The organism is Bradyrhizobium sp. SZCCHNRI20481, from assembly GCF_032485055.1.
GTDB lineage: Bacteria > Pseudomonadota > Alphaproteobacteria > Rhizobiales > Xanthobacteraceae > Bradyrhizobium.
The window spans coordinates 34,537-60,087 of sequence record NZ_JAUEUE010000002.1; the positions used below are offsets into that span (position 1 = coordinate 34,537).

Consider the following 25,551-nt stretch of genomic DNA (forward strand, 5'->3'; position numbering starts at 1 on the left):
CTCAGGCATTTCGAGCGGCCGCATCGCTGCGGCAATGCAGCCTGCGCAGCATCGCATGAGCGAATGTGGCTTGTCTTTTGCTGCGGCTCGACATGCAATGAGATGACATGCGCGTCGCCATGGCGTGCTCCTCATTTTCTGGAACTCCGTCATGCCGATCATCAACCGCGCCGCCGAGCTGGCGGAAGACGCCAAGGTCTGGCGCCGCGATTTCCACCAGCATCCCGAGCTGCTCTACGAGGTGCATCGGACCGCCGCGCGTGTCGCCGAGCTGCTGGCCTCGTTCGGTGTCGACGAGGTCGTCAGCGGTATCGGCAGGACCGGCGTCGTCGGCGTCATCCGCGGGCGCGAGCCGTCGCAGCGTGTGATCGGCCTGCGTGCCGACATGGACGCGCTGCCGCTGCAGGAGATCAGCGACGTCCCGCACAAGTCCACCATTCCGGGCCGGATGCACGCCTGCGGCCATGACGGCCACACCGCGATGCTGCTGGGCGCGGCGCGCTATCTCGCCGAGACGCGCAACTTCGCCGGCACGGCCATCGTCATCTTTCAGCCGGCCGAGGAGGGCGGGGCCGGTGGCCGTGCCATGGTCGAGGACGGCCTGATGGAGCGCTTCGGCATCGAGGAGGTCTACGGCCTGCACAACGCGCCGGGTCTGCCGCTCGGGACGGTCGCGACGCGCACCGGCGCCGTGATGGCCGCCGCCGACACCTTCGAGGTGCGCCTGAAGGGCCTCGGCGGCCATGCCGCGCGGCCGAACAAATGCGTCGATCCGATCATCGCCGGCGCGCAGATCGTGACCGCGCTGCAGACGATCGTGGCGCGCAACGTCGATCCGGTCGAAAGCGCGGTGCTGTCGATCACGCGCTTTCACGCGGGGACGACCGCCGACAACATCATTCCGCAGACCGCAATCATCGGCGGCACCGTGCGCACGCTCGACGAGGACATCCGCCGCTTGATGGACGAGCGCTTCAAGGGCCTCGTGACGGCGCTCGCGAGCGGGATGGGCGTCGAGGCGGAGATCGACTATGAATGGGGCTATCCGGTCGTCATCAATCACGCGGAGCAGACCGCGTTCGCAGCCGACGTGGCGCGCAGCGTCGTCGGGCCGGAAAAGGTCATCACCGATATGCCGCCCCGGCTCGGCGGCGAGGATTTCGCCTACATGCTGCAGGCGCGGCCCGGCGCGTTCGTCTTCATGGGCATCGGCGAGGGGGCCGGCGTGCATCACCCCGAGTATGATTTCAACGACGACGTGATCCCGCACGGGATCAGCTATTGGGCCAAGCTCGTCGAGACCGCGATGCCGGCCGGCTGAACCGCCACAACCGATCTCTCAGATCGCGGCCGCGGCGTCCTCGGTGCGGCGGTCGCTCTTGAAATAGTCGATCATGACCTTGGCGATCGCCATCAGCGGCAGCGCCAGGGTCAGGCCCCAGACGCCGAACACGATGCCGAGCAGGATCTGGAACGCAAACAGCGTGGCCGGCGGGATGTCCAGCGCCTGGCGCTGGATCAGCGGCGTCAGCACGTAGCTCTCCATCGCGTGCACGCCGAGGAACAGCACGAAGGCGGAGACCGCCGCGACCCAGCCGGAGGCAAGGCTCGCCAGCACCACGATGACGCCGGCGATGATGGCGCCGACGGTCGGAATGAACGCCAGCAGTCCGGCCTGAATGCCGAGGATGAACGAGCTCTGCACGCCGATGATGGCGAGGCCGATCCAGGTGACGAGGAAGACTGCGAACATCGTCGTGATCTGGGCGATCAGCCAGCGCTCCAGCGTGTAGCTGATGCGGTCCACGATCACGGTGGCCTGGTCCCGGTACTTCGCCGGCGCCAGGAAAAGCAATCCGCTGCGGTAGACCGCCGGCTGGGCGGCGAAGGCGAGGCCTAAGAACAGCACGATGAAGAAGTTGCCGACGGCGCTGACGGTGCCCAGCAGCAGCTTGAAGGTCTGGCTGACGATGGCGCCGCCGGAGGAGGCCAGCGCGCTCGGCGAGGGCAGGCCGCCCGGCAGGCCATGGGACGCCGTCTGGGTCGGTGTGGTCGAGCCGCCGTCAGGAGCTGATGTGGCCGTGCTCGCGGCGTTGAAGTCGAAGAAGCTGGTGTCGATGCCGTTGCGGTCGAGGAAGCCCTTGATGTTGCCGAGCTGCGACTTGATCGTATCGCTCAGCACCTTGGCCTGGTCCGCGATGGTGGTGCCGCCGAGGAAGACGATGCCGACGAGCACGGCCGCGAGGGCAACGCAGACGATGACGAGCCGCGCCGGATGCGGCCAGGGCAGCACGCGGCCGAGCAGGCTGGTCATCGCGTTGAGCGCAACGCCGAGCAGCATGCCCGCGAACAGCAGGAAGATCGCAGCCGCGTAATACCAGGTGAAGGCCATGCCGGCCATGAACAGGGTTACCCCGATGCCGCCCACGGCAATGGCCCAGGCCAGGTCGCTGCGGGCCTGGAGGCGTGGGTCGGCGGGGGCGGTCATGAGGCGTCCTCTGTGCTGATCGGCCCCCACACATTGGCGAAAACGGCTGCCGGATCAAGCGCAGGCTTGAAAATCGGGGCGCACGGCGGTGCGCTTGCGGGGGTGTCCGGAATTGGCATTGGCGACCCGCGCCGCCATATGTTGATCCGGCTTTGCGACACAGGCATGATTTGTCGAGGCATGATTTGTGCCTCCGGGCTCATTGAAGATCGAGCCTGGGCTCCCAGGGAGAGAAACGAGGGCCATGAAGCGTCCGGTCGTCGGCGTGATCGGCAACAGCCATCGCGTCGAGAACAGGTTCACCGTGCAGATGGTGGGCGAACGCAACCTGAGCGCCGTGGCCGAGGTCGCGGGCGCGCTGCCGCTGATGTTTGCCGGCGTTCCCGAGATCACCGACATCGCCGCACTGCTCGATGTCGTCGATGGCGTGGTGCTGACCGGCGCCCGCGCCAATGTGCATCCGACCCGCTTCAACACCGAGCCGAGCCTCAAGCACGAGCCCTACGACATCCATCGCGACGAGGTCGCGTTGCAGTTGTCGGAGGCCTGCGTCTCCAGAGGGATCCCGCTGTTCGGCATCTGCCGCGGCCTCCAGGAGATGAACGTCGCCTTCGGCGGCTCGCTGCATCCGGAGATCCGCGAGCTGCCCGGCCGCATGAATCATCGCATGCCCCGGCTGGAGAATGGCGAGATCCATCCCGACCCCAACGTCGTGTTCGCCGATCGCCATGAGGTGCGGCTGACACCGGGCGGCGCCTTCGCCGGCATCCTCGGCTGCGACAGCATCAAGGTCAATTCGCTGCATGGTCAGGGCATCCTGGAGCCGGGCGACCGCGTCGTGATCGAGGGCATCGCCGAGGACGGCACCATCGAGGCCATCCGCATCGCCGACGCGCCGAGTTTTGCGCTGGGCGTGCAATGGCACGCCGAATATGACCCGCAGAAGAACCCGATCAATCGCAAGCTGTTCGAGGCGTTCGGGGCGGCGGTCAAGAAGCGCCATCTGTCATCCTGAAGGCCGGGACTGAACCGGATTTCCGGCGCGGCAGACGAAGCTGCAGAGACGCCTCATCGTGAGCTCGTCACAAGGAAGCCCGGATGCGCCACGTCCTGACTGCTGCAGCTCTGCTCCTCGCCGCTCCGGCCTTCGCCCAGACCGCGCTGCCCATTGAAGGACCGATCACCTGCACGCTGCCCGTGGCGGCGACCGACACCGTGAAGAGTCTCAAGCAGCGCTACGGCGATGAGGCCGTGGTTCAGGATCTCCCCGGCGCCGAAGGCGAGACCTATAAGGGCCTCGTGCTGTTTCCGCGGGCGCTGGACCGGCGCATCGAGGTCGCCTTCATCGACGACAAGATCGCGACGGTGTCCGGGCTGACCTTGCGCGACACGGCCAAGACCAGCCGCTGGAGCGTTGTGGGCATCACCATCGGCGCGAGCCTCGCCGCGGTCCAGAAGGCCAACGGCAAGCCGTTCGTCGTCTCAGGCTTCGGCTGGGACTATGGCGGCTTCGTCACCGACTTCAAGAACGGCGCGCTGGGACGCATCCTGCCGGGCGGCTGCTCGGTCACCGTGCGCTTCGGCAGGGACAAGGACCCACCGCGAGCGCTCTCGGGCGATGGCGTGAAGGTGTCGTCCGACAATCCGGCGCTCGTCAAATTCGCGCCCGTCGTCACGGAGATCGGCATCAATTTCGCCGCGAAGTGATGGCTTCATAGTCGCAGGACTGACCGGGATGAGCATGCGCCGAACGAGCTTGTTGTTGATGCTTCTGGCTGCGCCGGCATGGGCACAGACCGCGCCGCCTGCCGATGGGCCGATCACCTGCACCTCGCCGGTGTCGGTCACGGACTCCGCCAAGAGCCTGATGCAGCGCTACGGCCAGGAGGCGGTGACAGACGACCAGTTGTTCACCGGGGTGGAGGACATCACTTATCAAGGCGTCGTGCTGTCGCCAAAAGCGCCGGACCGGTGTATCGAGATCGGCTTTGCTGACGAGACGATGCAGCGGGTGTCACGTCTCACCTTGATCGACTCCAAGACGAGTCACTGGAATGTTGCCGGCGTGACGCTCGGCTCGACCTTGGCCGAGGTGCAGAAGATCAATGGCAGGCCGTTTCTGATCCGCGAGTTCTTCACCGATGGTGGCGGCTTCGTCGTCGACTGGAGAGGCGGCGCGCTTGGCCGTCTTTTGCCAGGCGGATGCTGGATCGCAGTTCGATTTGGCAAGGGCCGGGAGATGGGCGCGCCTGAAGGCGACCGGATTTCGTCCGGCGATGCGAGGGCGCGCAAATGGGCGCCTGTCGTCGAGCAGATCGTCGTGCACTTTCCAGAGAAATAGCGCGGACGACAGCCTCGGCCTCTTGGAATCATGGTGACGCTGAACAAAACTCGTATGTGAAGTTTGATGCAGTCCATCACTGTCACCGCAACTCCGATGGACGCCGCAGGACTTGCATTATTTTCGTTTGAACTGCCACTGCTGGATCGGGAATGGTGCAGAAGCCGCCGTACCGTCAATTGTCAGAACGAGCGCTCGCGCCCCACACTCACCATCTGGCGCGGAAAGTGTGAACCGCACACGTGGCTGCGCGTACCTCTGCCCCATCAAGGCCTCCCACATTTCGGGGCCGAGTGCGCGCAGAAATCTGATTCGATCAAGGAGGACATCTTTACCCACCACTCGAATCCTGGCCTTGTTGAAGTCTGCCCCGAATGGAGCCACCCAGATCGCGCCACCTTGATCAACACTAAGCTGTTTGATTGGTTGAAATGCAACCGACCCCACCTCGATTCTTTCTTTTGGTGGAAGTGGATCTTCCTCAACCTCCCACTTGCTTTCCGATTTCATTAGATTTGCATAAAGTTGAGGCGCACGACATTTTTGTTCGTCCGCGTGGGTGGCCTCCGCATGGAGACCAGCCAAAACGAACAGGATAGCAAGCCTCATATGGCCCATAGCGCGCAAGCTCCTCCGATTCCGATTTTTGATGCAGCGTCACCCAAACTACACACGTCCCTGAGAAATAGCGATCGTGACCGTCTCGGCAGACGGGCCTCATGCTTCGAGACGGCGCGCGGTTCTTTATTCGTTGCTCCCATGTGCTGATGGGCGCGCGCCTCCTCACCATGAGGTTTTGGCACCGAAGGCGGTGCTGCACATCGACCATGAACACGCGCCTGACCGTGTTCATGGAGAGGATTAAACGCAGAGGCCGTCGCTGCACAGCGGGTCATGAACACCACGAGATCCATCCCCTCATCCTGAGGAGCTTGGCGATAGCCGAGCGTCTCGAAGGACGAGTCCCGTTGGATCATCGCAGATGAGCAGCCACCAACAAAAGGCGCCCGGCGAAGGGCGCTGGGGGCAGAGGTGGTGCGGCAAGATCTCCATCAGGAAAGCTTGCCGCATTTCTCGATAGCCACGACAACGCAGCGCTCGTCAATGGGCGCCGGTCGCAGGCGCGTCCGGCGGATTCTCCGAGAGTGGCCGTCTCCTACGGCCAAGCCCAATCCGTACAGCTCGTCCCGCGCGTGGCGAGAGCGCGGCTGCGATCAGGGCTTTGCGAGATGCCAGGCGTTGTTCAGGAAGCCGTCGCCTGTGATGTCGCCGGGCTTCTGATCCTTGGCGAAGGTGTAGAGCGGCTTGCCCTTGTAAGCCCACTGCCTGGAGCCGTCGTCCCGGGTGATGATGGTGTAGTTGGCGTCGGCCTTGTCGCTGGCTTCGGCTTTCAGGACCGGCCAGTTGGTCGCGCAGGGACCGTTGCAGGCTGATTTGCCGTCGACGTCCTTGTCGAACGTGTAGAGCGTCATGCCCTTGTTGTCGGTGAGGATGTCGCCCTTCGTGCTGCTGCCGCTCTTGGTTGGAGGCGCCGCGCTGGCGGACGAGATCGCCGCGAGTGAGATTGCGGCGGTCAGGAAGAGGCGCGAGATCGAAAGCTTGGTCATTCGAAATCTCCCAATGCATGTGGATCACAGGGATAGAAACTCATTCCGGCCCGATCTATTCCTTGCGCCTGTCCCTATTCGTCATTGGGCGGAATGTCGTACCGCCGTTCTGGCGCTCATGCCGGCCTTGGCATTCGCCAGCACGGCACTGCGACACCAACGAAAAGGGCGCCCCGCAAGGGGCGCCCTGGTGTCGTCATCCGCCGATCTTATCGGGCCTTAGCCCGAGTAGTACATGTCGAACTCGACCGGGTGCGGGGTCATTTCGAAGCGCTCGACCTCGGTCATCTTCAGCGCGATGTAGCTGTCGATGAAGTCGTCGTCGAACACGCCGCCGGCCTTCAGGAAGGCGCGGTCCTTGTCGAGGTTCTCGAGCGCCTCGCGGAGCGAGCCGCAGACGGTCGGGATCTGCTTCAGCTCTTCCTTCGGCAGGTCGTAGAGGTCCTTGTCCATCGCCGGGCCCGGATCGAGCTTGTTCTTCACGCCGTCGAGGCCGGCCATCAGCATCGCGGCGAAGCCGAGATAGGGGTTGGCGAGCGGATCGGGGAAGCGGACCTCGACGCGCTTGGCCTTCGGCGACGAGGTGTAGGGGATGCGGCACGAAGCCGAGCGGTTGCGCGCGGAGTAGGCGAGCAGCACCGGCGCCTCATAGCCCGGGACCAGACGCTTGTAGGAGTTGGTCGACGGGTTGGTGAAGGCGTTGATGGCCTTGGCGTGCTTGATGATGCCGGCGATGTAGGACAGGCAGGTCTCCGACAGGTCGGAATACTTGTTGCCCGCGAACACCGGCTTGCCGTCCTTCCAGATCGACTGGTGGACGTGCATGCCCGAGCCGTTGTCGCCATAGACCGGCTTCGGCATGAAGGTGGCGGTCTTGCCGTAGATGTGGGCGACCTGGTGGATGCAGTACTTGTAGATCTGCATCTGGTCGGCCATCAAGGTCAGCGTGTCGAACTTCATGCCGAGCTCGTGCTGGGCGGAGGCGACCTCGTGATGGTGCTTCTCGACCTTGACGCCCATGCGGGCCATCGCGCCGAGCATCTCCGAGCGCATGTCCTGCACCGAGTCCTGCGGCGGCACCGGGAAGTAGCCGGCCTTGGTGCGGATGCGGTGGCCGAGATTGCCGCCCTCATACTCGGTGTCGGAATTGGTCGGCAGCTCCGAGGAGTCGAGGCGGAAGCCGGTGTTGTAGGGCGAGGAGCTGTAGCGCACGTCGTCGAACACGAAGAACTCGGCTTCGGGGCCGACGAACACGCTGTCGCCCACGCCCATCGACTTCACCATCGCCTCGGCCTTCTTGGCGATGCCGCGGGGATCACGGTTGTACGGCTCGCCGGTGGTCGGCTCGAGCACGTCGCAGGTGATGATCATGGTCGTTTCGGCGAAGAACGGATCGATCGTCGCGGTCACCGGGTCGGGCATCAGGCACATGTCGGATTCATTGATCGCCTTCCAGCCGGCGATCGAGGAGCCGTCGAACATCGTGCCTTCGGCAAAAATGTCTTCGTCGATCATGCTGACGTCGAAGGTGACGTGCTGCCACTTGCCCCGCGGGTCGGTGAAGCGGAGGTCGACGTATTTGACGTCGTTGTCTTTGATTGCTTTCAAGACGTCCTTGGCGGTCTTCATGAATACCCCTCTTGGCTTATAACGTCACGGCCCGGCGCGGGACGGCGTCCGCGGGTCATGCTCCATAGCCTCGTGCGGGGGCCAAGACAACATCGGAAACGGCAAAACGGCCGCGTGCAAGCGCCTCGCAGAGGACACTTGAGCTGCCGTAGGGGCTGCTGGCGCAGCAAACGTTCCGTGCGGGGCCTGGAGCGGACGGTCCGTTCCAGGCCTGCGGTCGGGCTAGATCGCGTCCAGCCCGGATTCTCCGGTTCGGATGCGGATGGCTTCCTCGATGTTGGACACGAAGATCTTGCCGTCGCCGATGCGGCCGGTCTGGGCGGCGCGACGGATTGCCTCGATCGCGCGCTCGACCAGGTCGTCGCCGATCACGATCTCGATCTTCACCTTAGGCAGGAAATCGACGATGTATTCGGCGCCCCGGTAGAGCTCGGCATGGCCTTTTTGCCGGCCGAAACCCTTCGCTTCGGTGACGGTGATGCCCTGAAGTCCCACTTCCTGAAGCGCCTCCTTCACCTCGTCGAGCTTGAACGGCTTGATGATGGCTTCGATCTTCTTCACTGAGCGCCTCCCGGGCATTCCGCTATAAACAACAGGTGGGTCATCGTCAGGCTGCGCGCACGCGCAGGTCGTTCGATCATTTCGTTACCGGGCCCGACACTCTCCGGCGGAGGCCCGGTGATTGACTGCCCGACTTGCCCCGTGCCGAAGTGGCTCCACAAAAGCAGGGTCTATGCCAAGTCGTTAACGGGCCCAAATCGAGCCGATAATCAGGCATTTCACGAGCACCCGACGATTCCCTCAAGGAACGTCTAGAATACCGGAGCCTTGAGATTAGGCAAACAGATCAAACGTTGTGCAGGTCTTGACGGCGGAGCCGGGCGCTGTCCGAAATGCCCAGGGAAAAGGCGACGTGCCGGGTTTCGTCGCGCCTTGCCAGATGCGCAGCGCCCTTGGAAGTTGCGGGCCGGCGCGGCAATAGGAAGCGCGGGATTCGCGCGCACCGGCTCCGAGGAACGGGGCGCCGACGTCCCCTGCGAGGCCATGGGGACGACATCAGGCCGCCGGCGCAAGACGGCGGCTGGAGACGAGAGCGGTTTATGGAAATCTTGACCACGAGCGAAATGGAGCGCGCCGACCGGCTGACGATCGCGGCCGGCACGCCGGGCTTTTCGCTGATGCTGAGTGCCGGACAGGCGGTGGCCGAGGCGGCCATGGGCCTAGTCGAGACCGGGCCGATCGTGGTCGTGTGCGGGCCGGGCAACAATGGCGGCGACGGCTTCGTTGCCGCGGCCGAGCTCGCCGCGCAGGGCAGGGACGTGTCGGTCATCCTGATGTGCGAGCGCGACGCGCTGCATGGCGATGCGGCCTCCGCCGCCAAGGGCTGGAAGTTTCCGGTGCTGCCGTTCACGCCGCAGGCGATCGGCAAGCCGGCGCTGATCATCGACGCGCTATTCGGCGCCGGTCTCAGCCGGCCCGTCACCGGCGAGCCCCATGACGTCATCGCAGCGATCAACGGCAACGGCGCGCCGGTGCTCGCTGTCGACCTGCCGAGCGGCATCAACGGCACCACGGCTGCGGTGATGGGCATTGCGGTCCGCGCCACCGAGACGGTGACCTTCTTCCGCAAGAAGCCAGCGCACCTGCTGCTGCCGGGCCGCCAGCATTGCGGGCGCGTCCGGCTCGCCGACATCGGCATCGATCCACAGGTGCTCGCCGAGATCAGGCCGCAGGCCTTCGAGAACGAACCCGAGCTCTGGCAGGGCCGCTTTCCCGTGCCTGTTATCGACGGCCACAAATACGCGCGTGGCCATGTGCTCGCGATGTCCGGCGACGTCGCCGCGACAGGCGCGGCGCGGATGGCCGCGCGCGCCGCGTTGCGGGCCGGCGCCGGTCTGGTCACGCTGGCCTCGCCGCGCGATGCGCTCGCGGTCAATGCGGCAGCGCTGACGGCGGTGATGGTGCGCGCCGCCGACACCGCGATCGAGTTCGGCGAGCTGCTCGGCGACAAGCGTTACAGCACCTGCATCATCGGGCCCGGAACGGGCGTCAATGAGCGCACGCGCGACCTCGTCTTCACCGCGCTGTCGGCGCAGCGTCATCTCGTGCTCGATGCCGACGCATTGACGAGCTTCGCCGATGCGCCAGAGCGGCTGTTCGAGCAGATCAGGGCGATGGCCGAGGCGCAGATCGTGCTGACGCCGCACGAGGGCGAATTCCCGCGCCTGTTCTCGGATCTCAGCAACAAGCATCCCGGCCGCTCCAAGCTGGAGCGCGTCCGCGCGGCTGCCGCGCGCTGTGGCGCCGTGGTGCTGCTGAAGGGCGCCGACACGACGGTGGCCGCGCCCGACGGCCGCGCCGCCATCGCCGCCAATGCGCCGCCCTGGCTCGCCACCGCCGGTGCCGGCGACGTGCTCGCCGGCATCATCGCCGGCTTGCTGGCGCAGGGTGTGCCGGCGTTCGAGGCCGCCTGCATCGGCGTCTGGATGCATGGCGAGGCGGGCAACGAGGCGGGGCCGGGGCTGATCGCGGAGGATCTGACGGAGACCTTGCCTGCGGTGTTCCGGCGGCTGTTTGACCGGTTCGGCGTCGAGTATTGACAGCAAAGATTGTCATGCCCGCGGAGGCGGGCATCCAGTACTCCGCGGCCCATCGACGTGACAATCAGCGTCTCGGCGTACTGGATCGCCCGGTCGAGCCGGGCGATGACGGCTCAGGGCAGGGCGGCAGCGCGTGTTTCGGGTTCACTGCACCTGATACTTCGCCACCGCGCTCTCGTTCCACGCGAGCCCAAGACCCGGCCCGCGTGCCGTGACCTTGCCGTCCACCACCTGCAGCGGCTCGGCCAGAATGGCGCCGGCGAAGTCCAGCACCTCCAGCCAGTGCGCCGTCGGCGTCACCGCCAGCACATGCGCGCTCGCTTCTGGCAGGATGTGGCTCGACATCGGGATCGAGGCCGCATCGGCTTGCCCGGCGACGTTGAGCCAGCCGGTGATGCCGCCGACCTTCATCAAATCGGGCATGATGAAGTCGGAGGCGCCGGTGGCGATCGCCTCGGCAAAGCCGCGCGGAAACCACCAGTTCTCGCCGGCCTGGATCGGGATCTCCGAGCGCTCGCGCACCCGGGCATGGCCGGAGAGGTTTTCCTGCGGCACCGGCTCCTCGATCCAGGTCAGGTCGTAGGCAGCAAGGCGCGTGATTCTGCGCGTGGCTTCAGTGGGATCGAGCGACTGGTTGAAGTCGAGCATCAGCGCCATGTCCGGGCCGAGCAGGGCGCGCAGGCCCTTGATCATCGCTTCGTCGGTCGCGAGATCGCCATGACCGCCCTTGGTCTTGATGGCGCGGAAACCGTGCTCGTCGCGCGCGGCGCGCAAGGTGCGCTCGTCGTCCTTGGCATCGAGCACGCCATAGCTGTCATAGGCCGCAATCGGTCGCGCGGTGCCGCCGAGCAGCTCGACCACGGGCTTGCCCGCGAGCTGACCGAGCGCATCCCAGAACGCCATGTCGAGACCTGAGACGGCCATGCCGACGAGGCCCTGCCAGCCGAGCAGGCGGAATTTGGCGTCCATGATTTTCATCAGATCGAACGGGACCAGGGCTTGGCCTTTGAGCTCGCGGCCGATCTCCTCGACCAGATGCAGCAGCGGTTTCAACGCGAGCTTGGTGTAAGCGAACAGGTAGGAATGGCCGGTAACCCCCTGATCGGTTGCGACGTCGATCAGCACCAGCGGTCCGGAGTCGATGATGCCGAACGCGTTGCGCAAGGGGCGCTTCATGGGCGTGATCACGGCGCGTGCCGTGATCCCGGTGATGGCGGCAGTGGTCATGGGGACTGTTCCCTCAGGTTCGTTTCCTCACCGGATCTCATACCACCGCAGCAGGCGCGGCGCCGCCCAGTTGGTCGCCGTGCTCTCGACCAGGAATCGGCCCGATTGCTCGGCAAGGAATGCAATGCGCTGGGTCTGGCCGGCCTCCAGCGCCAGCGTGTCGAGCCAATAGGGCTTCCAGCCATCGTCGAGCCGGTCGAGCAACCGGAACGGCTGGCCATGAAGGTGGACCACATGGGTGCCGGCGCTCTTGTTTGCCAATGCCAGCACGACCGCTTGGCCGGCCTTGGCCTGGAAGGTGGGGGCGCCGGCGGCGTTGAACGCGGCGGGCGGTTGCCAGCCGGCGCCGTCGAGCGTGAGCTCGGCCCGAGCGGCGGTCCTCAGGTCCAGCTTGTCCGGCAAACCGTTCGAAGGCAAAGGCGGCGCCGGCGGCAACGGGGCGGCACGGAGCGGCGGCTCGCTCGACGCCACCAGCCGGACGAGGGGACGCGCATTGCTGCCGTCGTGCAGCAGCACGGCCAGCGTTGTCTTGGCGGCGGGCATGTCGAGGAAGACGTCGGTGCGGCCGCCGGGCGGCAGCACCACCGCGCCGTTTCGAGCCAGGAAAGGCTCGGCCGGCTGGCCGTCGATGGCCATCACGCGGACGGCGTCGAGGTCGGCGATTTTGATCGCGATCAGAGCGCGTTGACAGCCGTTGATGAACCTCAACCTGACCCGCGCATGGGTTCGCAGCGCGATCTCCGGCTGGATGTGCCCGTTGACGGTGTAGATGAGCTCGGTGTCTTGCGCTTCGGCTCCTGGCGCAACCGCGGTGCCGTCCGCCTTGAGCCTGAAATCCTCGACCAGGAAAATTTCGTCGCGGTCGACAGTTACCGTCGCGGCTTCGTCGACGATGACAGGGAGCGGCCGGATCGGCACGGCGTCGGCGAGCAGCCGCAGGTCGAGCAGGCCGGTCCCGGCGCGCGACGCCAAGGCTGGAATGGTGGCCCGGCCGCCGGGGCCGATCTCCGGCTGCGCCAGCAGCGGGGCGGGCAAAGTGAGGCCGCGGCTGGACAGCGCGGCCGGGATCGAAAGGCCATTCGAAAGGTCCAGATCGAGCGCCGTGCCGCGTGCGAGCCGGATCACCGGAGCCCGTGCAGCCAACCGCCATAGCGGGCTCGGTGAACGTCCCGGGCTCAGCGCGAGAGATTCGCCGCGGGCGTCCAAGGAAACCGAGATTCGGCCAGCGGCCGGGGCCGGGCGGGCAAACGAGGCCGCGCCGGCTGCGGCGAGGCCGCCGAGCAGGGCACGGCGGCTGAGCCCCTCGGACGGTTCCGTCATGCGACAAAACATCGTGCGATGAGGGGGATGCGGATCATGTTGTTTTCCCTTATCTGTGCGTGCGACACGGTCGATCGGCCTGCCGGTGGTGCTTTCGACAGCCCATTTTTTTGCTGCGGACGGTTTCGTGCGTGGTATAAGCCGCGCCGCCCGCGGCACCGCGGCCGGGCTATCGATGCAGTTCACGCGGGCGTGGCGGAACTGGTAGACGCGCTGGATTTAGGTTCCAGTGACGAAAGTTGTGGGGGTTCGAGTCCCTCCGCCCGCACCAAGCGCTTCTCCGGCGTTTGCCCCAAGTTTTACCGGCAGACCCGCCCTCTCGGACAGAGAAGCGGGGCCGCCGATCCCACCGGCGCAAAGCCTTTGCCGCGCGTCGTCCACAATTGAGTCAGATGTGTCCGGATCGCAAGGGTTCGGACCGAAGCGGAAGAAGATTGACGCCATGCAGGTCACAGAAACCTTGTCGGAAGGCTTGAAGCACGAGTTCCAGATCAGCGTTCCGGCGGCGGATCTCGACGCCAAGGCGGATGCCAAGCTGGTCGATCTCAAGGACAAGGTTCGCATCAACGGCTTCCGCCCCGGCAAGGTGCCGGTGGCGCATCTGAAGAAGATCTATGGCAAGTCGGTCATGGCCGAGACCATCGACCAGACCATCCGCGACACCAACACGCAGATCTTCACCGAGCGCGGGTTCCGCCTCGCCACCGAGCCGAAGGTGACGATGCCGACGGAGGAGGCCGAGGTCGAGAAGATCCTCGCTGGCCAGTCCGACCTGACCTACACCGTGGCCGTCGAGGTCGTGCCGGCGATTGCGCTCGCCGACTTCAAGACCTTCTCGGTCGAGAAGCCCGTGGCCGACATCACCGACGCCGATGTCGACGAGGCGATCAAGCGCCTGGCCGATGCCAACCGCAGCTACGCCGCGAAGGCCGAGGGCGCGAAGGCCGAGAGCGGCGACCGGGTGAAGATCAACTTCAAGGGCACGATCGATGGCGTCGCCTTCGAGGGCGGCACCGGCGAGGGCATCGATGTCGTGATCGGCTCGAACACCTTCATTCCCGGCTTCGAGGACCAACTGATCGGTATCGGCGTCGGTGAGACCCGCACGCTCAAGGTGACGTTCCCGACCAACTATCTCAACAACGAGCTCGCGGGGAAGGCCGCGGAGTTCGAGACCACGGCGACCGCGGTCGAGGCTCCGGAGGACAAGGTGGTGGACGATGAGTTCGCCAAGACGCTCGGCCTCGAGTCGCTCGACAAGCTGAAGCAGCTGATGCGCGACCGCCTCGCCGGCGAGTTCAGCCAGGCGACCCGTCAGCGTGTCAAGCGCGCGCTGCTCGACCGTCTCGACGAGACCCACAAGTTCGATGCGCCGCCGTCGCTGATCGACGAGGAGTTCAACCTGATGTGGAACTCGGTCAAGGCCGAGATGGACTCCAGCGGCAAGACCTTCGCCGACGAGAACACCACCGAGGACAAGGCGAAGGAGGAGTACCGCACCATCGCCGACCGCCGCGTCCGTCTCGGCCTCGTGCTGTCGGAGATCGGCGAGAAGAACAAGATCACCGTGACCGACGACGAGGTCGGCCGCGCCGTGATGGAGCGCGCGCGCTCGATGCCGGGCCGCGAGAAGGAGGTCTGGGACTTCTACCGCAACAACCCGCAGGCGCTCGCGCAGCTGCGCGCGCCGATCTACGAGGACAAGGTCGTCGACTTCATCCTCGAGCTCGCCAACGTGACCGAGAAGAAGGTCTCCAAGGACGAGCTGTTCAAGGACGACGACAGCGACAAGGCGGCCTGAACAGGTCGCCCATCGTAGGGTTCGCGACATAAGCGCGTGATTAAGGTTGACCGGCGAAAGCGCCGGTCGGCCCGGTTCCGGCGCTGGCCGCCGCCGCGGGAATCAGCTTGAACAGCGCAATGACCTCGCTCGCGGCTGGCCAGGGGACCCGGTCTTGTCACCGGCGAATTGGTCCATATCTGTGAGCTCGGTCTTGAAGTTCTGCATCACGGGACACCTGTCCGTCGCTGCTCGTTGAAATGAGCCTCACCTGCGGCGGCCGGTCGTCTCAACTGCTGGTCCAACCCTTGGGTGATTCATGCGCGATCCCGTCGAAACCTATATGAACCTTGTGCCCATGGTGGTCGAACAGACCAACCGCGGTGAGCGCGCCTACGACATCTTCTCGCGCCTCCTGAAGGAGCGCATCATCTTCGTGACCGGTCCGGTGGAGGACGGCATGGCGACCCTGATCGTCGCGCAGCTCCTGTTCCTCGAGGCCGAGAACCCGAAGAAGGAAATCGCGATGTACATCAACTCGCCCGGTGGCGTGGTGACGTCGGGCCTCGCGATCTACGACACGATGCAGTTCATCCGTCCGGCGGTGTCGACGCTGTGCACCGGCCAGGCGGCTTCGATGGGCTCGCTGCTGCTCTGTGCCGGCCACAAGGACATGCGCTTCTCGCTGCCGAACTCGCGCATCATGGTGCATCAGCCGTCCGGCGGGTTCCAGGGCCAGGCGACCGACATCATGCTGCACGCCCAGGAGATCCTGAACCTGAAGAAGCGGCTGAACGAGATCTACGTCAAGCACACCGGCCAGTCTTACAAGGCGATAGAGGACGCCCTGGAGCGCGACAAATTCCTCACGGCGGAAGCGGCCCAGGAGTTCGGCCTGATCGACAAGGTTCTCGACAAGCGGCCGGAAGATCCGGCGGCGATGGGCAAGTGAGCCGTCCGTGATCGAGGCGGGGTCCGATTGACGGGCCTCGGAACGCAACAGCATCGCCTTTGCCGGCTCGGGTCGGCAAAGGTACCAAGGTGGGGTCCCAAAAGGGCCGCAACCCTGCCGTGCGGCCGGCAAATAGGCGTGGCAAACACGCAACGCTTCGCTGATTTCGCGTGTTCTTACCGTGTCAAGCCCCAAAATCACGGTAATGTCACGGTCTAGGGTCTGTGCTCCGATTAGCGAATTCTTGATAGTCGGATGACAGCATGATTGGCTAGAGTGTCCAGTTATGGATCGTGGGGGATTCGCGTAGGTCGTCGGTGCACGACGGGTGAAGAACAAGGTGTTAATTTTGGTACGAAATTTGCTCTTTCACCAGTCTGGTCCGGCCCGTGCCGGATCGGAACGAACGAGCGGACAAGAGCGAACCGCGGACGGAGACAGGAATGAGTAAGGTCGGCACGAGCGACTCGAAGAACACGCTATATTGCTCGTTCTGCGGCAAGAGCCAGCACGAAGTCCGCAAACTGATCGCAGGTCCAACCGTCTTCATCTGCGACGAGTGCGTCGAACTCTGCATGGACATCATCCGCGAGGAGAACAAGTCCTCGCTGGTGAAGTCGCGCGACGGGATTCCGACCCCGAAGGAGATCTGCAAGGTCCTGGACGATTACGTCATCGGCCAGAACCATGCGAAGAAGGTGCTCTCGGTCGCCGTCCACAACCACTACAAGCGGCTGAACCATCAGACCAAGCACTCGGACGTCGAGCTCGCGAAGTCGAACATCCTGCTGATCGGTCCGACCGGCTCGGGCAAGACGTTGCTCGCCCAGACGCTTGCCCGCATCCTGGACGTGCCGTTCACGATGGCGGATGCGACGACCCTGACCGAGGCCGGCTATGTCGGTGAGGACGTCGAGAACATCATCCTGAAGCTCTTGCAGGCGGCCGACTACAATGTCGAGCGCGCGCAGCGTGGCATTGTCTACATCGACGAGATCGACAAGATCAGTCGCAAGTCTGACAATCCCTCGATCACGCGCGATGTGTCGGGCGAGGGCGTCCAGCAGGCGCTGCTCAAGATCATGGAGGGCACGGTTGCGTCGGTTCCGCCGCAGGGCGGCCGCAAGCACCCGCAGCAGGAGTTCCTGCAGGTCGACACCACCAACATCCTCTTCATCTGCGGTGGTGCGTTCTCCGGACTGGAGAAGATCATCTCGGCGCGCGGCCGGTCGACCTCGATCGGCTTCGCCGCCCAGGTTCTGGCGCCGGAAGACCGCCGTACCGGCGAGATCTTCCGTCACGTCGAGCCTGAGGATCTCCTGAAGTACGGCCTGATCCCCGAGTTCGTCGGCCGTCTGCCGGTCGTGGCGACGCTCGAGGATCTCGACGAGAACTCGCTGAAGAAGATCCTGACCGAGCCCAAGAACGCGCTGGTGAAGCAGTATCAGCGGCTGTTCGAGATGGAGAACATCGAGCTCACCTTCGCCGACGAGGCGCTGGGCGCAGTGGCGCGCAAGGCCATCGAACGCAAGACCGGCGCGCGTGGCCTGCGGTCGATCCTCGAGAGCATCCTGCTCGAGACGATGTTCGACCTGCCGGGTCTCGAGGGCGTCGAGGAAGTGGTCATCTCGCGCGAAGTGGTCGAGGGCACGGCCCGTCCGCTCTACATCTACGCCGATCGGTCCGATCGTGCGGTGGAAAGCAGCGCCAGCGCGTGAGGCGCGCTGGCACGAGAGACAGAAGACCTCGATTTGTTAGATCGGCGATCGCTGCGGACATCATGTCCGCGGCATCGCAGCGTTTCAGCGTCCCGCCGCGTAAAGCCATTTTTGGCGGGTGTTTACCGATACTTGACACCCCCCGGGTCGATAGCCACCTAATGTCGCGTGGCGATACAAATCTCAATCCCGGGATTCGCCTCAACAAACGATCCGAAACAAGCGGGCGATATCGACGCGTCAGTGATGTCCGGATCAGATCGCACCTTGTGGCGGTTGCGCACGATGGCGGACTGCGTGCAAGGGGGCTAAACAAAAGGAACAGGCCATGACGACCCCCAAACCCCGGCCGACCATCGTCTACGGCGAGAGCCACGCCTATCCGGTTCTGCCGCTCCGCGACATCGTCGTCTTCCCGCACAACATCGTTCCGCTGTTCGTCGGCCGCGAGAAATCGATCCGCGCGCTCGAAGAGGTGATGAAGAACGACGCGCTGGTGATGCTGGCGACGCAGAAGAACGCGTCCGACGATGATCCAGCTGCGGATGCTATCTACGAGACCGGGACGCTCGCCAGCGTGCTGCAACTCCTCAAGCTGCCCGACGGCACCGTGAAGGTGCTGGTCGAGGGTCTGGAGCGCGCGCGCGTCGAGAAGTACACCGATCGTGCCGACTACTACGAAGCCACTGCCGTTGCGCTCGAGGATACCGATGCGAAGTCGGTCGAGGCCGAAGCGCTCGGGCGGTCCGTCGTGTCGGACTTCGAAAGCTACGTGAAGCTGAACAAGAAGATCTCCGCCGAAGTCGTCGGCGTCGTTCAGTCGATCACCGATTTCGGCAAGCTGGCCGACACCGTCGCCTCGCATCTCGCCGTCAAGATCGCCGATCGCCAGGGCATCCTGGAGACGCTGTCCGTCACCACGCGCCTGGAGAAGGTGCTGGGCCTGATGGAGAGCGAGATCTCGGTGCTGCAGGTCGAGAAGCGCATCCGCTCGCGCGTCAAGCGCCAGATGGAGAAGACCCAGCGCGAGTACTACCTGAATGAGCAGATGAAGGCCATTCAGAAGGAGCTGGGTGACGAGGACGGCCGCGACGAGCTCGCCGATCTGGAAGAGCGCATCAACAAGACCAAGCTCTCCAAGGAAGCGCGAGAGAAGGCGCAGCACGAGCTGAAGAAGCTGCGCCAGATGTCGCCGATGTCTGCGGAAGCGACCGTCGTGCGCAACTATCTGGATTGGCTGCTGTCGATCCCGTGGAACAAGAAGTCCAAGGTGAAGAAGGATCTGGAGGCCGCGCAGGCGGTTCTGGATGCGGATCACTATGGGCTGGAGAAGGTCAAGGATCGCATCGTCGAGTACCTGGCGGTGCAGTCGCGCGCCAACAAGCTGACCGGCCCGATCCTGTGCTTGGTCGGACCTCCCGGCGTCGGCAAGACCTCGCTCGGCAAGTCGATCGCGAAGGCCACCGGCCGCGAGTTCGTTCGCGTGTCGCTGGGCGGCGTGCGCGACGAGGCGGAGATCCGCGGTCATCGCCGGACCTATATCGGTTCGATGCCCGGCAAGATCATCCAGTCGATGCGCAAGGCCAAGACCTCGAACCCGCTCTTCCTGTTGGACGAGATCGACAAGATGGGCTCGGACTTCCGGGGTGACCCGTCGTCGGCGCTGCTGGAGGTTCTGGACCCCGAGCAGAACACGACGTTCAACGACCACTATCTGGAGGTCGACTACGACCTGTCGAACGTGATGTTCATCACGACCGCGAATACGCTGAATATTCCCGGCCCGCTGATGGACCGCATGGAGATCATCCGCATCGCGGGCTACACCGAGACCGAAAAGCTCGAGATCGCCCGCAAGCATCTGATCCCGTCCGCGCTGTCGAAGCACGGCCTGGATTCGAAGGAGTGGTCGATCGACGATGACGCGCTGCTGCTCGTGATCCGGCGCTACACCCGCGAGGCGGGCGTGCGTAACCTGGAGCGTGAGATTTCCACACTGGCCCGCAAGGCCGTGAAGGAGCTCATGATGTCCAAGAAGAAGTCGGTGAAGGTCACCGAGAAGGCCGTCGAGGAATTCTTGGGTGTGCCGAAGTATCGCTTCGGTGAGATCGAGAGCGACGATCAGGTCGGTATCGTGACGGGCCTGGCCTGGACCGATGTCGGTGGCGAGCTGCTCACCATTGAAGGCGTCATGATGCCCGGCAAGGGTAAGATGACGGTGACGGGCAATCTGCGCGACGTCATGAAGGAGTCGATCTCGGCGGCGGCGTCCTACGTCCGCTCGCGGGCGATCGTCTACGGCATCGAGCCGCCGATGTTCGACCGCCGCGATATCCACGTCCACGTTCCGGAGGGGGCGACCCCGAAGGACGGTCCGTCGGCGGGCGTCGCGATGGCAACCGCAATCATCTCGGTCATGACGGGCATTCCGATCCGTCACGACGTCGCGATGACCGGCGAGATCACCTTGCGTGGTCGCGTGCTGCCGATCGGCGGTCTGAAGGAGAAGCTCTTGGCCGCTGCCCGCGGCGGCATCAAGACGGTGCTGATCCCCGAGGACAACGCCAAGGATCTCACGGAGATCTCCGATGCGATCAAGGGCGGCATGGACATCATCCCGGTGTCCCGTCTCGACGACGTCGTCGCCCGGGCCCTGGTCCGCAAGCCGGTGCCGATCGTCTGGGAAGAGGACACCAAGGTGCCGGTGAAGGCCGATGGCGACGAAGCCGCCGGCGGCCTGACCGCCCACTGAGGTCCGAACTGTTCCAAGGAAACGGCGCCCGTAAGGGCGCCGTTTTCGTTTGGGAGATCGAACCACTGACCCTTCGAGCGTGCGTGGTCTGCCCCCACTGTTCCCGCTGCGGCGGTTTCTCGCTGCCGCCGCGTGGTTCCGGCGTTGATTGAGGATCGGGCAGGGGGTAAAGAAGCGCGACGTGAGGGCGGCTAGCTCAGCTGGTTAGAGCATCTCGTTTACACCGAGAGGGTCGGGAGTTCGAATCTCTCGCCGCCTACCATTAGCATCCGCTGGGACGCACCCTCGCAATGGTGACGCTGCTATTGTCGTGCGCGTCGATTTTCCAAGCTGATGGCGATGCTCTCCAGACGCGCGTTTGTGCGTCGGGTTTCATCGATTTGCTGCTCTCGTAAAGCTGAGCCACCTTGCCATCGAGCCTCGGCGGCTGAGCCAAACCCACGTCCCGATCACGATGATGGCGCCGCCGAGTGCTCAATTCGGACAGGGGTTTAAAATCCTTTGCGACAGCTGGTGCGAAGCGCCCGGACGATTTCGCGTGGCGATGAACCGTTCTTCGGCTAGCTTGGCGCGCGGAGTGAAACATCGCGGGCGAACCGATGACCGACTTCCTGCGCCACTGCACCGGCGGACATGAGCGTGCCATTCCGGCGGGCACCATGCTGCTCGAGGAGGGGCATAGCACCGGGCATCTCTACATCCTGCTCGAGGGGCGGCTGGAGGTGATCAAGGCCGGCGCCACGGTGGCGGTCGTGTCGGAGCCGGGCGCGCTGTTCGGTGAAATGTCGCTGCTGCTTGAGCAGCCTCACACGGCGACCGTGCGCGCCGCGGCGGATTGCCTGATCTACGAAATTCCCGACGCTCGGCGCTTCCTGGCTGAAAATCCCGAGGCGACGCTCGCGATCGCGCGCATGCTGGCGCAGCGCCTCAACGTCGCCAACAGCTATCTCGCCGACCTGAAGCGGCAATATGCCGGCCATGGCACCCATCTTTCGATGGTCGGCGAGGTGCTGCAGAGCATGATCAACCTGCCGCCGCAGCAGGTTTCGCCAGGAACGGATCTGGAATCCGATCCACGGCTCTGAGCCAGTCCGGCGCTACCGTGACGGGCTGGGCCGGGCGTTGCAGCGGACCGGCGAGAGCGACCCATTCGGCTTGCCCCGCCGCCAGCCAGAAGGCGCGCCCTTCATCGGTGTCGAGCACCATGTAGGTCGGCGGTCGCCCGGGCTGCCGTCCGGTGTTGAACACCCAAGTCTCACCGACGCGATCGAACCAGGACCCGTTCTTGATGAAGGGCGACTGGTGAACGTGGCCGGAGATCACCATTGCCGGGCGGTGCCGCGCGATGAAGCCTTCGAGCTCGGTGTCGCCGAAGAAGCGCTTGCCGCCCCAGCTCACCGGCGAGTTGGCCGGCGGCGCATGATGCACCCAGATCCAGCGGGCTGCGTCGCGCGTCGCGGCGGCATCGAGCTGGCGTCCGATCGCGGCCTTGACCAGCGGACCGTCCCACCATGGGCAAAGCGAGAACAGCGTATCGCCGATCAGGATGTCATCGCCGTCGGCCGCGATGCCGAGCTCGCGGACCGTCCCGATCCAGGCCGCGATCTTCTCGCCATCCGGGCTGCGCTCCTCCAGGTCATGATTGCCCGAGCAGATCATGACCCGCGTCTTGGCCGCCAGGAGCACGAGATATGTCTTCACGACCACGATCTGGGCGCGAATGTCGACGATCGAGGCGAGATCGAGCGCATCGCCGGCGAACACCACCGCATCAAAATGATCGGCAGCCGCCACCAGCCAGTCGAACTGCGGCAGCGAGTAATGAAGATCGGCAACGATGAGAGTGCGCATGTGGCTCCTGACGCGCCTGATCGAAGCAAGAGCGAGACCAGAACCAGCGAGACCAGAGGCTGTCCCGCTATTGCATTGCGCTGCTGCGCTCGCCAGCAGGTCCGCGCGCATCTATCGATCCCTCGCCCGCGGCGGTATGATGGGGCCGTTTTTCAGCCGCGGCTGCCAATTGCGAGTGTCCCATGTCTCGTCGTCCGCGACCGCCCATGACTGTTTCCTTCGTCCGCACCGGCGAGCGCCGCTACGCGGTGCGCGCGACGCTCGGTGATGGACGCACCCTCGAAATGAGCCCGGCGCCTGGCTTCGATCCCTGGATGCCGCATGATCTGCAACACTTCATCGTCGAGAAGCATCTCGGGATTGACGGCGCCGTGTTCGGGCGGCTCGCGGCCGGCGGCACGGCCGGGACTTTTCATTTGGTCCCGCATGCGACCTCGTCCCGCGAGACCGCGCGGCTGCGTCGCAGGCATGAGGCCAGGGACCAGCGCCTGATGCCGGAACGCAGCGAGGACTATGCCCGCTCCGAGCGCGCCACCTATGTGTGCTGGCAGGACTGGCTGCAGCAGGCTGACGATCCGGCGCTGCGGGCGCGCGGGGCCGAGATGGCGCCGTCGGCGCGCAGCCTGCTGGCTGGGATGTCAGCGGAGGAGCGCGCGGTCTACACGCCGGTGCGGCGCGACGCCATCCGACAGGAGTTCGCGCGGCTGAGCCGACGTTGGAGCGCTCTCGCCGTCGGCGAAAGTCTCTCCGAACCGTGGTCAGAACCGGCCCACCTTCTTCCTCGAGCGCATCGCGGCCTCGTGCCTTGACAGGACAGGCGGCTGCATGCGCCATGCCGGGTCTTGCGATGACCTCAATCAGACAGGGCACATCATGCAATTGCCGGCAGGGGACGAGCGCAACGCCGACCAGATCGCCTATTGGAACGGGCCGGGCGGCCAGCGCTGGTCCGATCGCCAGGAGGCGCAGGACATCCTGCTCGCACCGGTGTCGCAGATCCTGATCGACCGCATCGCGGCCAAGCCGGGTGATCGTGTGCTCGATATCGGCTGCGGTTGTGGCGGCCTGTCGATCGCGCTGGCCGGGCAGGTGGCGCCTGGCGGGCATGTGCTCGGGGTCGACATTTCCGCCCCAATGCTGGAGCGGGCGCGCGCGGTGGCGCCGGCCGGGCTTCCCGCCGAGTTCGTGCTGGCCGACGCGACCGTGCATCCGTTCGCGCCGGCGAGCTTCGATCTGCTGGTGTCGCGGTTCGGCGTGATGTTCTTCGCCGATCCGGTGGCGTCGTTCGCCAACATCCGCCGCGCGCTGAAGCCGGGCGGCCGGGTCGTATTCGCCTGCTGGCGCGAGCCGAAAGCCAATCCCTGGATGATCGCGCCGCTGCAGGCGGTCTATCGCCACGTCCCGAAGCTGCCAGAGATGGCGCCCGACGATCCCGGTCCATTTGCCTTCGCATCGGAAGCGCGGGTGACGCGCATCCTGGGCGAGGCCGGCTTCAGCGACGTCGCGCTGGAGGCACATGCGCTGTCGCTCGACGTCGCGATCGGCAAGGGGCTCGATGCGGCCGTACAATCGGCCTTCGAGATCGGCCCCGCCAGCCGCGCGCTGGAGGGGCATCCCCAGGAGACGCGCGATGCGGCGCGGCAGTCGGTCCGCGAGCTGCTGACGCAGTATGTACGCGGCGACAGCGTGACGCTCGCCGGCTCGATCTGGCTGGTGACGGCGCGCGCCTGACGGCGCTCAGGACTGCTCTTCCCAGATCATCGCCAGATGGACGATGGTCTGCACCGCCTTCTCCATGTCCTGGACGCTGACCCATTCGAGACGCGAGTGGAAGGCATGCTCGCCGGCGAAGATGTTGGGGCAGGGCAGGCCCATGAACGACAGCCGCGAACCATCGGTCCCGCCGCGGATCGATGTCCTGACCGGCGTCAGGCCGGCGCGGCGGATCGCCTCCTCGGCATAGGTCACGATCTCCGGATGCAGATCGATGACCTCCTTCATGTTGCGGTATTGCTGCCGAACCTCCATCCGGTAGCTCGAGCGCGGATAGTCCTTCAGGACATCCCTGACGATGTCCTCGAGCAGCGCTTCCTTCTGCCGCAAGCCCTGCTCGCTGAAATCGCGCACGATGAAATCGAGCCGCGCCTGTTCGAGCGCGCCGGAGATCCCGACCGGATGCAGGAAGCCTTCCTTGCCCTCCGTCGTTTCCGGCGAGCAGCTATCCTTCGGGAGCCGCTCGATGATCGCAGATGCGATCTTGATGGCATGCTCCATCTTGCCCTTGGCAAAGCCGGGATGGGCGCTGACACCGTTGATGAGGATGGTGGCACCGTCGGCGGAGAAGGTCTCGTCCTCGATGTTGCCGGCGGTCTCGCCATCCATCGTGTAGCCGAAATCGGCGCCGAGCTTCTTCAGGTCGACCCGGTCGACGCCGCGGCCGATCTCCTCGTCCGGCGTGAACAGGATCTTGATGGTGCCGTGCTTGATCTGCGGATGGCTGATCAGGAACTGCGCCGCGTCCATGATCTCGGCGATGCCGGCCTTGTTGTCGGCCCCCAGCAGCGTGGTACCGTCCGTGGTGACGATGTCGTTGCCGATCTGGTCCCTCAACGCCGGATGCTCAGCCGCACGGATGATCTGGCTCGGGTCCTTAGGCAGCACGATGTCGCCGCCCTGGTAGTTGCGCACGATCTGCGGCTTCACGTCGGCTCCGGAGCAGTCGGGCGACGTGTCCATGTGCGAGCAGAAGCAGATCACCGGCACGGCCTTGTCGGTGGTGGCCGGGATGGTCGCATAGACGTAGCCGTGGTCGTCCAGATGGGCGTCCGAGAGGCCCATCGCCTGCAGCTCGGCTGCGAGCAACCGGCCGAGATTCTTCTGTTTGAGCGTCGAAGGGCAGGTCGGCGATGTCGGGTCCGACTGGGTGTCGATCACGACATAGCGGAGCAGACGCTCGGTGACGGAGTGGGTGTAGCTGCGAAGCGGATCGGACATGTGCACCACAAGGACAGGAGAGGGAACAATATGTTACCGTATGCATCGGTATACTAATATATCAGTTATTGCATGCCAGATACCAGGGTTCATCAGGCTATCAGTGGTTCCCCCGATCAAAGCGCATCCGCCGGCTCCTTTGCTGCGGAATGCGACGTCGCGACCCGCTGTGATCGGTACCGCCCGCCGGCGGCTGAATTGCGCGCTCCTGCGCGCGCATGGGACCTAAAGGATACCCAGTCCGGCGATTCGAAACTCATCTTCCTTTGCGGCCGTGCCGTTGCGGTCCCGA

21 protein-coding genes and 2 tRNA genes are annotated in these 25,551 nt (G+C 64.9%); 14 read left to right on the plus strand and 9 right to left on the minus strand.

Translation table 11 applies throughout. The features are described 5' to 3' along the window. Positions 1-151 precede the first annotated feature (151 nt). Entirely contained in the window at positions 152-1,321 is a 1,170-nt protein-coding gene (locus tag QX132_RS02670) for a M20 aminoacylase family protein (protein ID WP_316160017.1), read from the plus strand. A gap of 18 nt (positions 1,322-1,339) precedes the next feature. On the opposite strand, the gene QX132_RS02675 is transcribed toward QX132_RS02670, so the two are convergent. After that, on the minus strand, positions 1,340-2,488 hold the full coding sequence (locus QX132_RS02675; RefSeq protein ID WP_316160018.1) for an AI-2E family transporter: 1,149 nt from the start codon (positions 2,486-2,488) through the stop codon (positions 1,340-1,342). Between the two features lie 244 nt (positions 2,489-2,732). Between QX132_RS02675 and QX132_RS02680 the strand changes: the two genes are divergently transcribed. The 3 genes from QX132_RS02680 to QX132_RS02690 all read left to right on the plus strand — a co-directional run bounded on the left by QX132_RS02680 (position 2,733) and on the right by QX132_RS02690 (position 4,829). Continuing rightward, positions 2,733-3,503, plus strand: a complete 771-nt coding sequence (locus QX132_RS02680) for a gamma-glutamyl-gamma-aminobutyrate hydrolase family protein (protein WP_315770866.1) — start codon at positions 2,733-2,735, stop codon at positions 3,501-3,503. Positions 3,504-3,586: 83 nt separating this feature from the next. Next, the gene (locus QX132_RS02685) at positions 3,587-4,195 is read left to right on the plus strand and encodes a hypothetical protein (protein WP_315770865.1); all 609 of its coding nucleotides are present in this window, start codon (positions 3,587-3,589) and stop codon (positions 4,193-4,195) included. A 34-nt stretch (positions 4,196-4,229) separates the two neighbouring features. Further along, positions 4,230-4,829, plus strand: coding sequence for a hypothetical protein (locus QX132_RS02690; protein ID WP_316160233.1), 600 nt, complete (start codon positions 4,230-4,232; stop codon positions 4,827-4,829). A 117-nt stretch (positions 4,830-4,946) separates the two neighbouring features. On the opposite strand, the gene QX132_RS02695 is transcribed toward QX132_RS02690, so the two are convergent. From QX132_RS02695 to QX132_RS02710, 4 genes are all read right to left on the minus strand, one after another. Next, on the minus strand, positions 4,947-5,447 hold the full coding sequence (locus QX132_RS02695) for a hypothetical protein (RefSeq protein WP_316160019.1): 501 nt from the start codon (positions 5,445-5,447) through the stop codon (positions 4,947-4,949). Between the two features lie 596 nt (positions 5,448-6,043). Continuing rightward, a complete protein-coding gene (locus QX132_RS02700) occupies positions 6,044-6,436 on the minus strand; it encodes a hypothetical protein (RefSeq protein WP_315738287.1) in 393 nt (130 codons plus the stop codon). 219 nt (positions 6,437-6,655) lie between these two features. Beyond that, positions 6,656-8,065, minus strand: coding sequence for a type I glutamate--ammonia ligase (glnA, locus tag QX132_RS02705; RefSeq protein WP_015666498.1), 1,410 nt, complete (start codon positions 8,063-8,065; stop codon positions 6,656-6,658). Positions 8,066-8,287: 222 nt separating this feature from the next. Next, complete coding sequence (locus QX132_RS02710) at positions 8,288-8,626, minus strand: P-II family nitrogen regulator (RefSeq protein ID WP_009027873.1); 339 nt, start codon at positions 8,624-8,626, stop codon at positions 8,288-8,290. 539 nt (positions 8,627-9,165) lie between these two features. Here QX132_RS02710 and QX132_RS02715 point away from each other — a divergent pair. Further along, positions 9,166-10,665 (plus strand): NAD(P)H-hydrate dehydratase, encoded by a 1,500-nt coding sequence (locus QX132_RS02715; RefSeq protein ID WP_316160021.1) that lies wholly within the window; start codon positions 9,166-9,168, stop codon positions 10,663-10,665. A gap of 144 nt (positions 10,666-10,809) precedes the next feature. Here the strand turns inward: QX132_RS02715 and QX132_RS02720 are convergent, their stop codons facing one another. Continuing rightward, entirely contained in the window at positions 10,810-11,892 is a 1,083-nt protein-coding gene (locus QX132_RS02720; RefSeq protein WP_316160022.1) for an enolase C-terminal domain-like protein, read from the minus strand. A gap of 27 nt (positions 11,893-11,919) precedes the next feature. Then, positions 11,920-13,224, minus strand: coding sequence for a multicopper oxidase domain-containing protein (locus tag QX132_RS02725; RefSeq protein WP_316160235.1), 1,305 nt, complete (start codon positions 13,222-13,224; stop codon positions 11,920-11,922). A 174-nt stretch (positions 13,225-13,398) separates the two neighbouring features. On the opposite strand from QX132_RS02725, the gene QX132_RS02730 reads away from it, so the two are divergent. From QX132_RS02730 to QX132_RS02760, 7 genes are all read left to right on the plus strand, one after another. Further along, positions 13,399-13,483 (plus strand) — tRNA-Leu (locus tag QX132_RS02730). A 171-nt stretch (positions 13,484-13,654) separates the two neighbouring features. Further along, entirely contained in the window at positions 13,655-15,013 is a 1,359-nt protein-coding gene (gene tig / locus QX132_RS02735; protein WP_315759189.1) for a trigger factor, read from the plus strand. A gap of 298 nt (positions 15,014-15,311) precedes the next feature. Continuing rightward, positions 15,312-15,944, plus strand: coding sequence for an ATP-dependent Clp protease proteolytic subunit (locus QX132_RS02740; RefSeq protein ID WP_315738280.1), 633 nt, complete (start codon positions 15,312-15,314; stop codon positions 15,942-15,944). A gap of 443 nt (positions 15,945-16,387) precedes the next feature. Continuing rightward, positions 16,388-17,662: an ATP-dependent Clp protease ATP-binding subunit ClpX gene (gene clpX / locus QX132_RS02745; protein ID WP_012044595.1), complete on the plus strand. Its 1,275-nt coding sequence runs from the start codon at positions 16,388-16,390 to the stop codon at positions 17,660-17,662. A gap of 328 nt (positions 17,663-17,990) precedes the next feature. After that, positions 17,991-20,414, plus strand: a complete 2,424-nt coding sequence (lon, locus tag QX132_RS02750; protein WP_315738279.1) for an endopeptidase La — start codon at positions 17,991-17,993, stop codon at positions 20,412-20,414. Positions 20,415-20,599: 185 nt separating this feature from the next. Further along, a tRNA-Val gene (locus tag QX132_RS02755) sits at positions 20,600-20,676 on the plus strand. 337 nt (positions 20,677-21,013) lie between these two features. Beyond that, positions 21,014-21,499, plus strand: a complete 486-nt coding sequence (locus tag QX132_RS02760) for a cyclic nucleotide-binding domain-containing protein (protein ID WP_315780256.1) — start codon at positions 21,014-21,016, stop codon at positions 21,497-21,499. Here the strand turns inward: QX132_RS02760 and QX132_RS02765 are convergent. Then, positions 21,438-22,265 (minus strand): metallophosphoesterase, encoded by an 828-nt coding sequence (locus QX132_RS02765; protein WP_316160023.1) that lies wholly within the window; start codon positions 22,263-22,265, stop codon positions 21,438-21,440. The genes QX132_RS02760 and QX132_RS02765 overlap by 62 nt on opposite strands. Positions 22,266-22,471: 206 nt before the next feature. Here QX132_RS02765 and QX132_RS02770 point away from each other — a divergent pair, with 206 nt between their 5' ends. Together QX132_RS02770 and QX132_RS02775 are read left to right on the plus strand one after the other, a co-directional pair. Continuing rightward, the gene (locus QX132_RS02770; protein ID WP_316160024.1) at positions 22,472-23,074 is read left to right on the plus strand and encodes a hypothetical protein; all 603 of its coding nucleotides are present in this window, start codon (positions 22,472-22,474) and stop codon (positions 23,072-23,074) included. A 64-nt stretch (positions 23,075-23,138) separates the two neighbouring features. After that, positions 23,139-23,996 (plus strand): class I SAM-dependent methyltransferase, encoded by an 858-nt coding sequence (locus QX132_RS02775; RefSeq protein WP_315738275.1) that lies wholly within the window; start codon positions 23,139-23,141, stop codon positions 23,994-23,996. Between the two features lie 6 nt (positions 23,997-24,002). Here the strand turns inward: QX132_RS02775 and pepT are convergent, their stop codons facing one another. Then, positions 24,003-25,259 (minus strand): peptidase T, encoded by a 1,257-nt coding sequence (gene pepT, locus QX132_RS02780; protein WP_315738274.1) that lies wholly within the window; start codon positions 25,257-25,259, stop codon positions 24,003-24,005. Between the last annotated feature and the right edge of the window lie 292 nt (positions 25,260-25,551).

Bases quoted from the DNA above. Each gene is read 5' to 3' on its own strand.
- QX132_RS02670 (WP_316160017.1), top strand. From the start codon at position 152: ATGCCGATCATCAACCGCGCCGCCGAGCTGGCGGAAGACGCCAAGGTC.
- QX132_RS02675 (WP_316160018.1), bottom strand. From the start codon at position 2,488: ATGACCGCCCCCGCCGACCCACGCCTCCAGGCCCGCAGCGACCTGGCC.
- QX132_RS02680 (WP_315770866.1), top strand. From the start codon at position 2,733: ATGAAGCGTCCGGTCGTCGGCGTGATCGGCAACAGCCATCGCGTCGAG.
- QX132_RS02685 (WP_315770865.1), top strand. From the start codon at position 3,587: ATGCGCCACGTCCTGACTGCTGCAGCTCTGCTCCTCGCCGCTCCGGCC.
- QX132_RS02690 (WP_316160233.1), top strand. From the start codon at position 4,230: ATGCGCCGAACGAGCTTGTTGTTGATGCTTCTGGCTGCGCCGGCATGG.
- QX132_RS02695 (WP_316160019.1), bottom strand. From the start codon at position 5,447: ATGGGCCATATGAGGCTTGCTATCCTGTTCGTTTTGGCTGGTCTCCAT.
- QX132_RS02700 (WP_315738287.1), bottom strand. From the start codon at position 6,436: ATGACCAAGCTTTCGATCTCGCGCCTCTTCCTGACCGCCGCAATCTCA.
- glnA (WP_015666498.1), bottom strand. From the start codon at position 8,065: ATGAAGACCGCCAAGGACGTCTTGAAAGCAATCAAAGACAACGACGTC.
- QX132_RS02715 (WP_316160021.1), top strand. From the start codon at position 9,166: ATGGAAATCTTGACCACGAGCGAAATGGAGCGCGCCGACCGGCTGACG.
- QX132_RS02720 (WP_316160022.1), bottom strand. From the start codon at position 11,892: ATGACCACTGCCGCCATCACCGGGATCACGGCACGCGCCGTGATCACG.
- QX132_RS02725 (WP_316160235.1), bottom strand. From the start codon at position 13,224: ATGTTTTGTCGCATGACGGAACCGTCCGAGGGGCTCAGCCGCCGTGCC.
- tig (WP_315759189.1), top strand. From the start codon at position 13,655: ATGCAGGTCACAGAAACCTTGTCGGAAGGCTTGAAGCACGAGTTCCAG.
- QX132_RS02740 (WP_315738280.1), top strand. From the start codon at position 15,312: ATGCGCGATCCCGTCGAAACCTATATGAACCTTGTGCCCATGGTGGTC.
- clpX (WP_012044595.1), top strand. From the start codon at position 16,388: ATGAGTAAGGTCGGCACGAGCGACTCGAAGAACACGCTATATTGCTCG.
- lon (WP_315738279.1), top strand. From the start codon at position 17,991: ATGACGACCCCCAAACCCCGGCCGACCATCGTCTACGGCGAGAGCCAC.
- QX132_RS02760 (WP_315780256.1), top strand. From the start codon at position 21,014: ATGACCGACTTCCTGCGCCACTGCACCGGCGGACATGAGCGTGCCATT.
- QX132_RS02765 (WP_316160023.1), bottom strand. From the start codon at position 22,265: ATGCGCACTCTCATCGTTGCCGATCTTCATTACTCGCTGCCGCAGTTC.
- QX132_RS02770 (WP_316160024.1), top strand. From the start codon at position 22,472: ATGACTGTTTCCTTCGTCCGCACCGGCGAGCGCCGCTACGCGGTGCGC.
- QX132_RS02775 (WP_315738275.1), top strand. From the start codon at position 23,139: ATGCAATTGCCGGCAGGGGACGAGCGCAACGCCGACCAGATCGCCTAT.
- pepT (WP_315738274.1), bottom strand. From the start codon at position 25,259: ATGTCCGATCCGCTTCGCAGCTACACCCACTCCGTCACCGAGCGTCTG.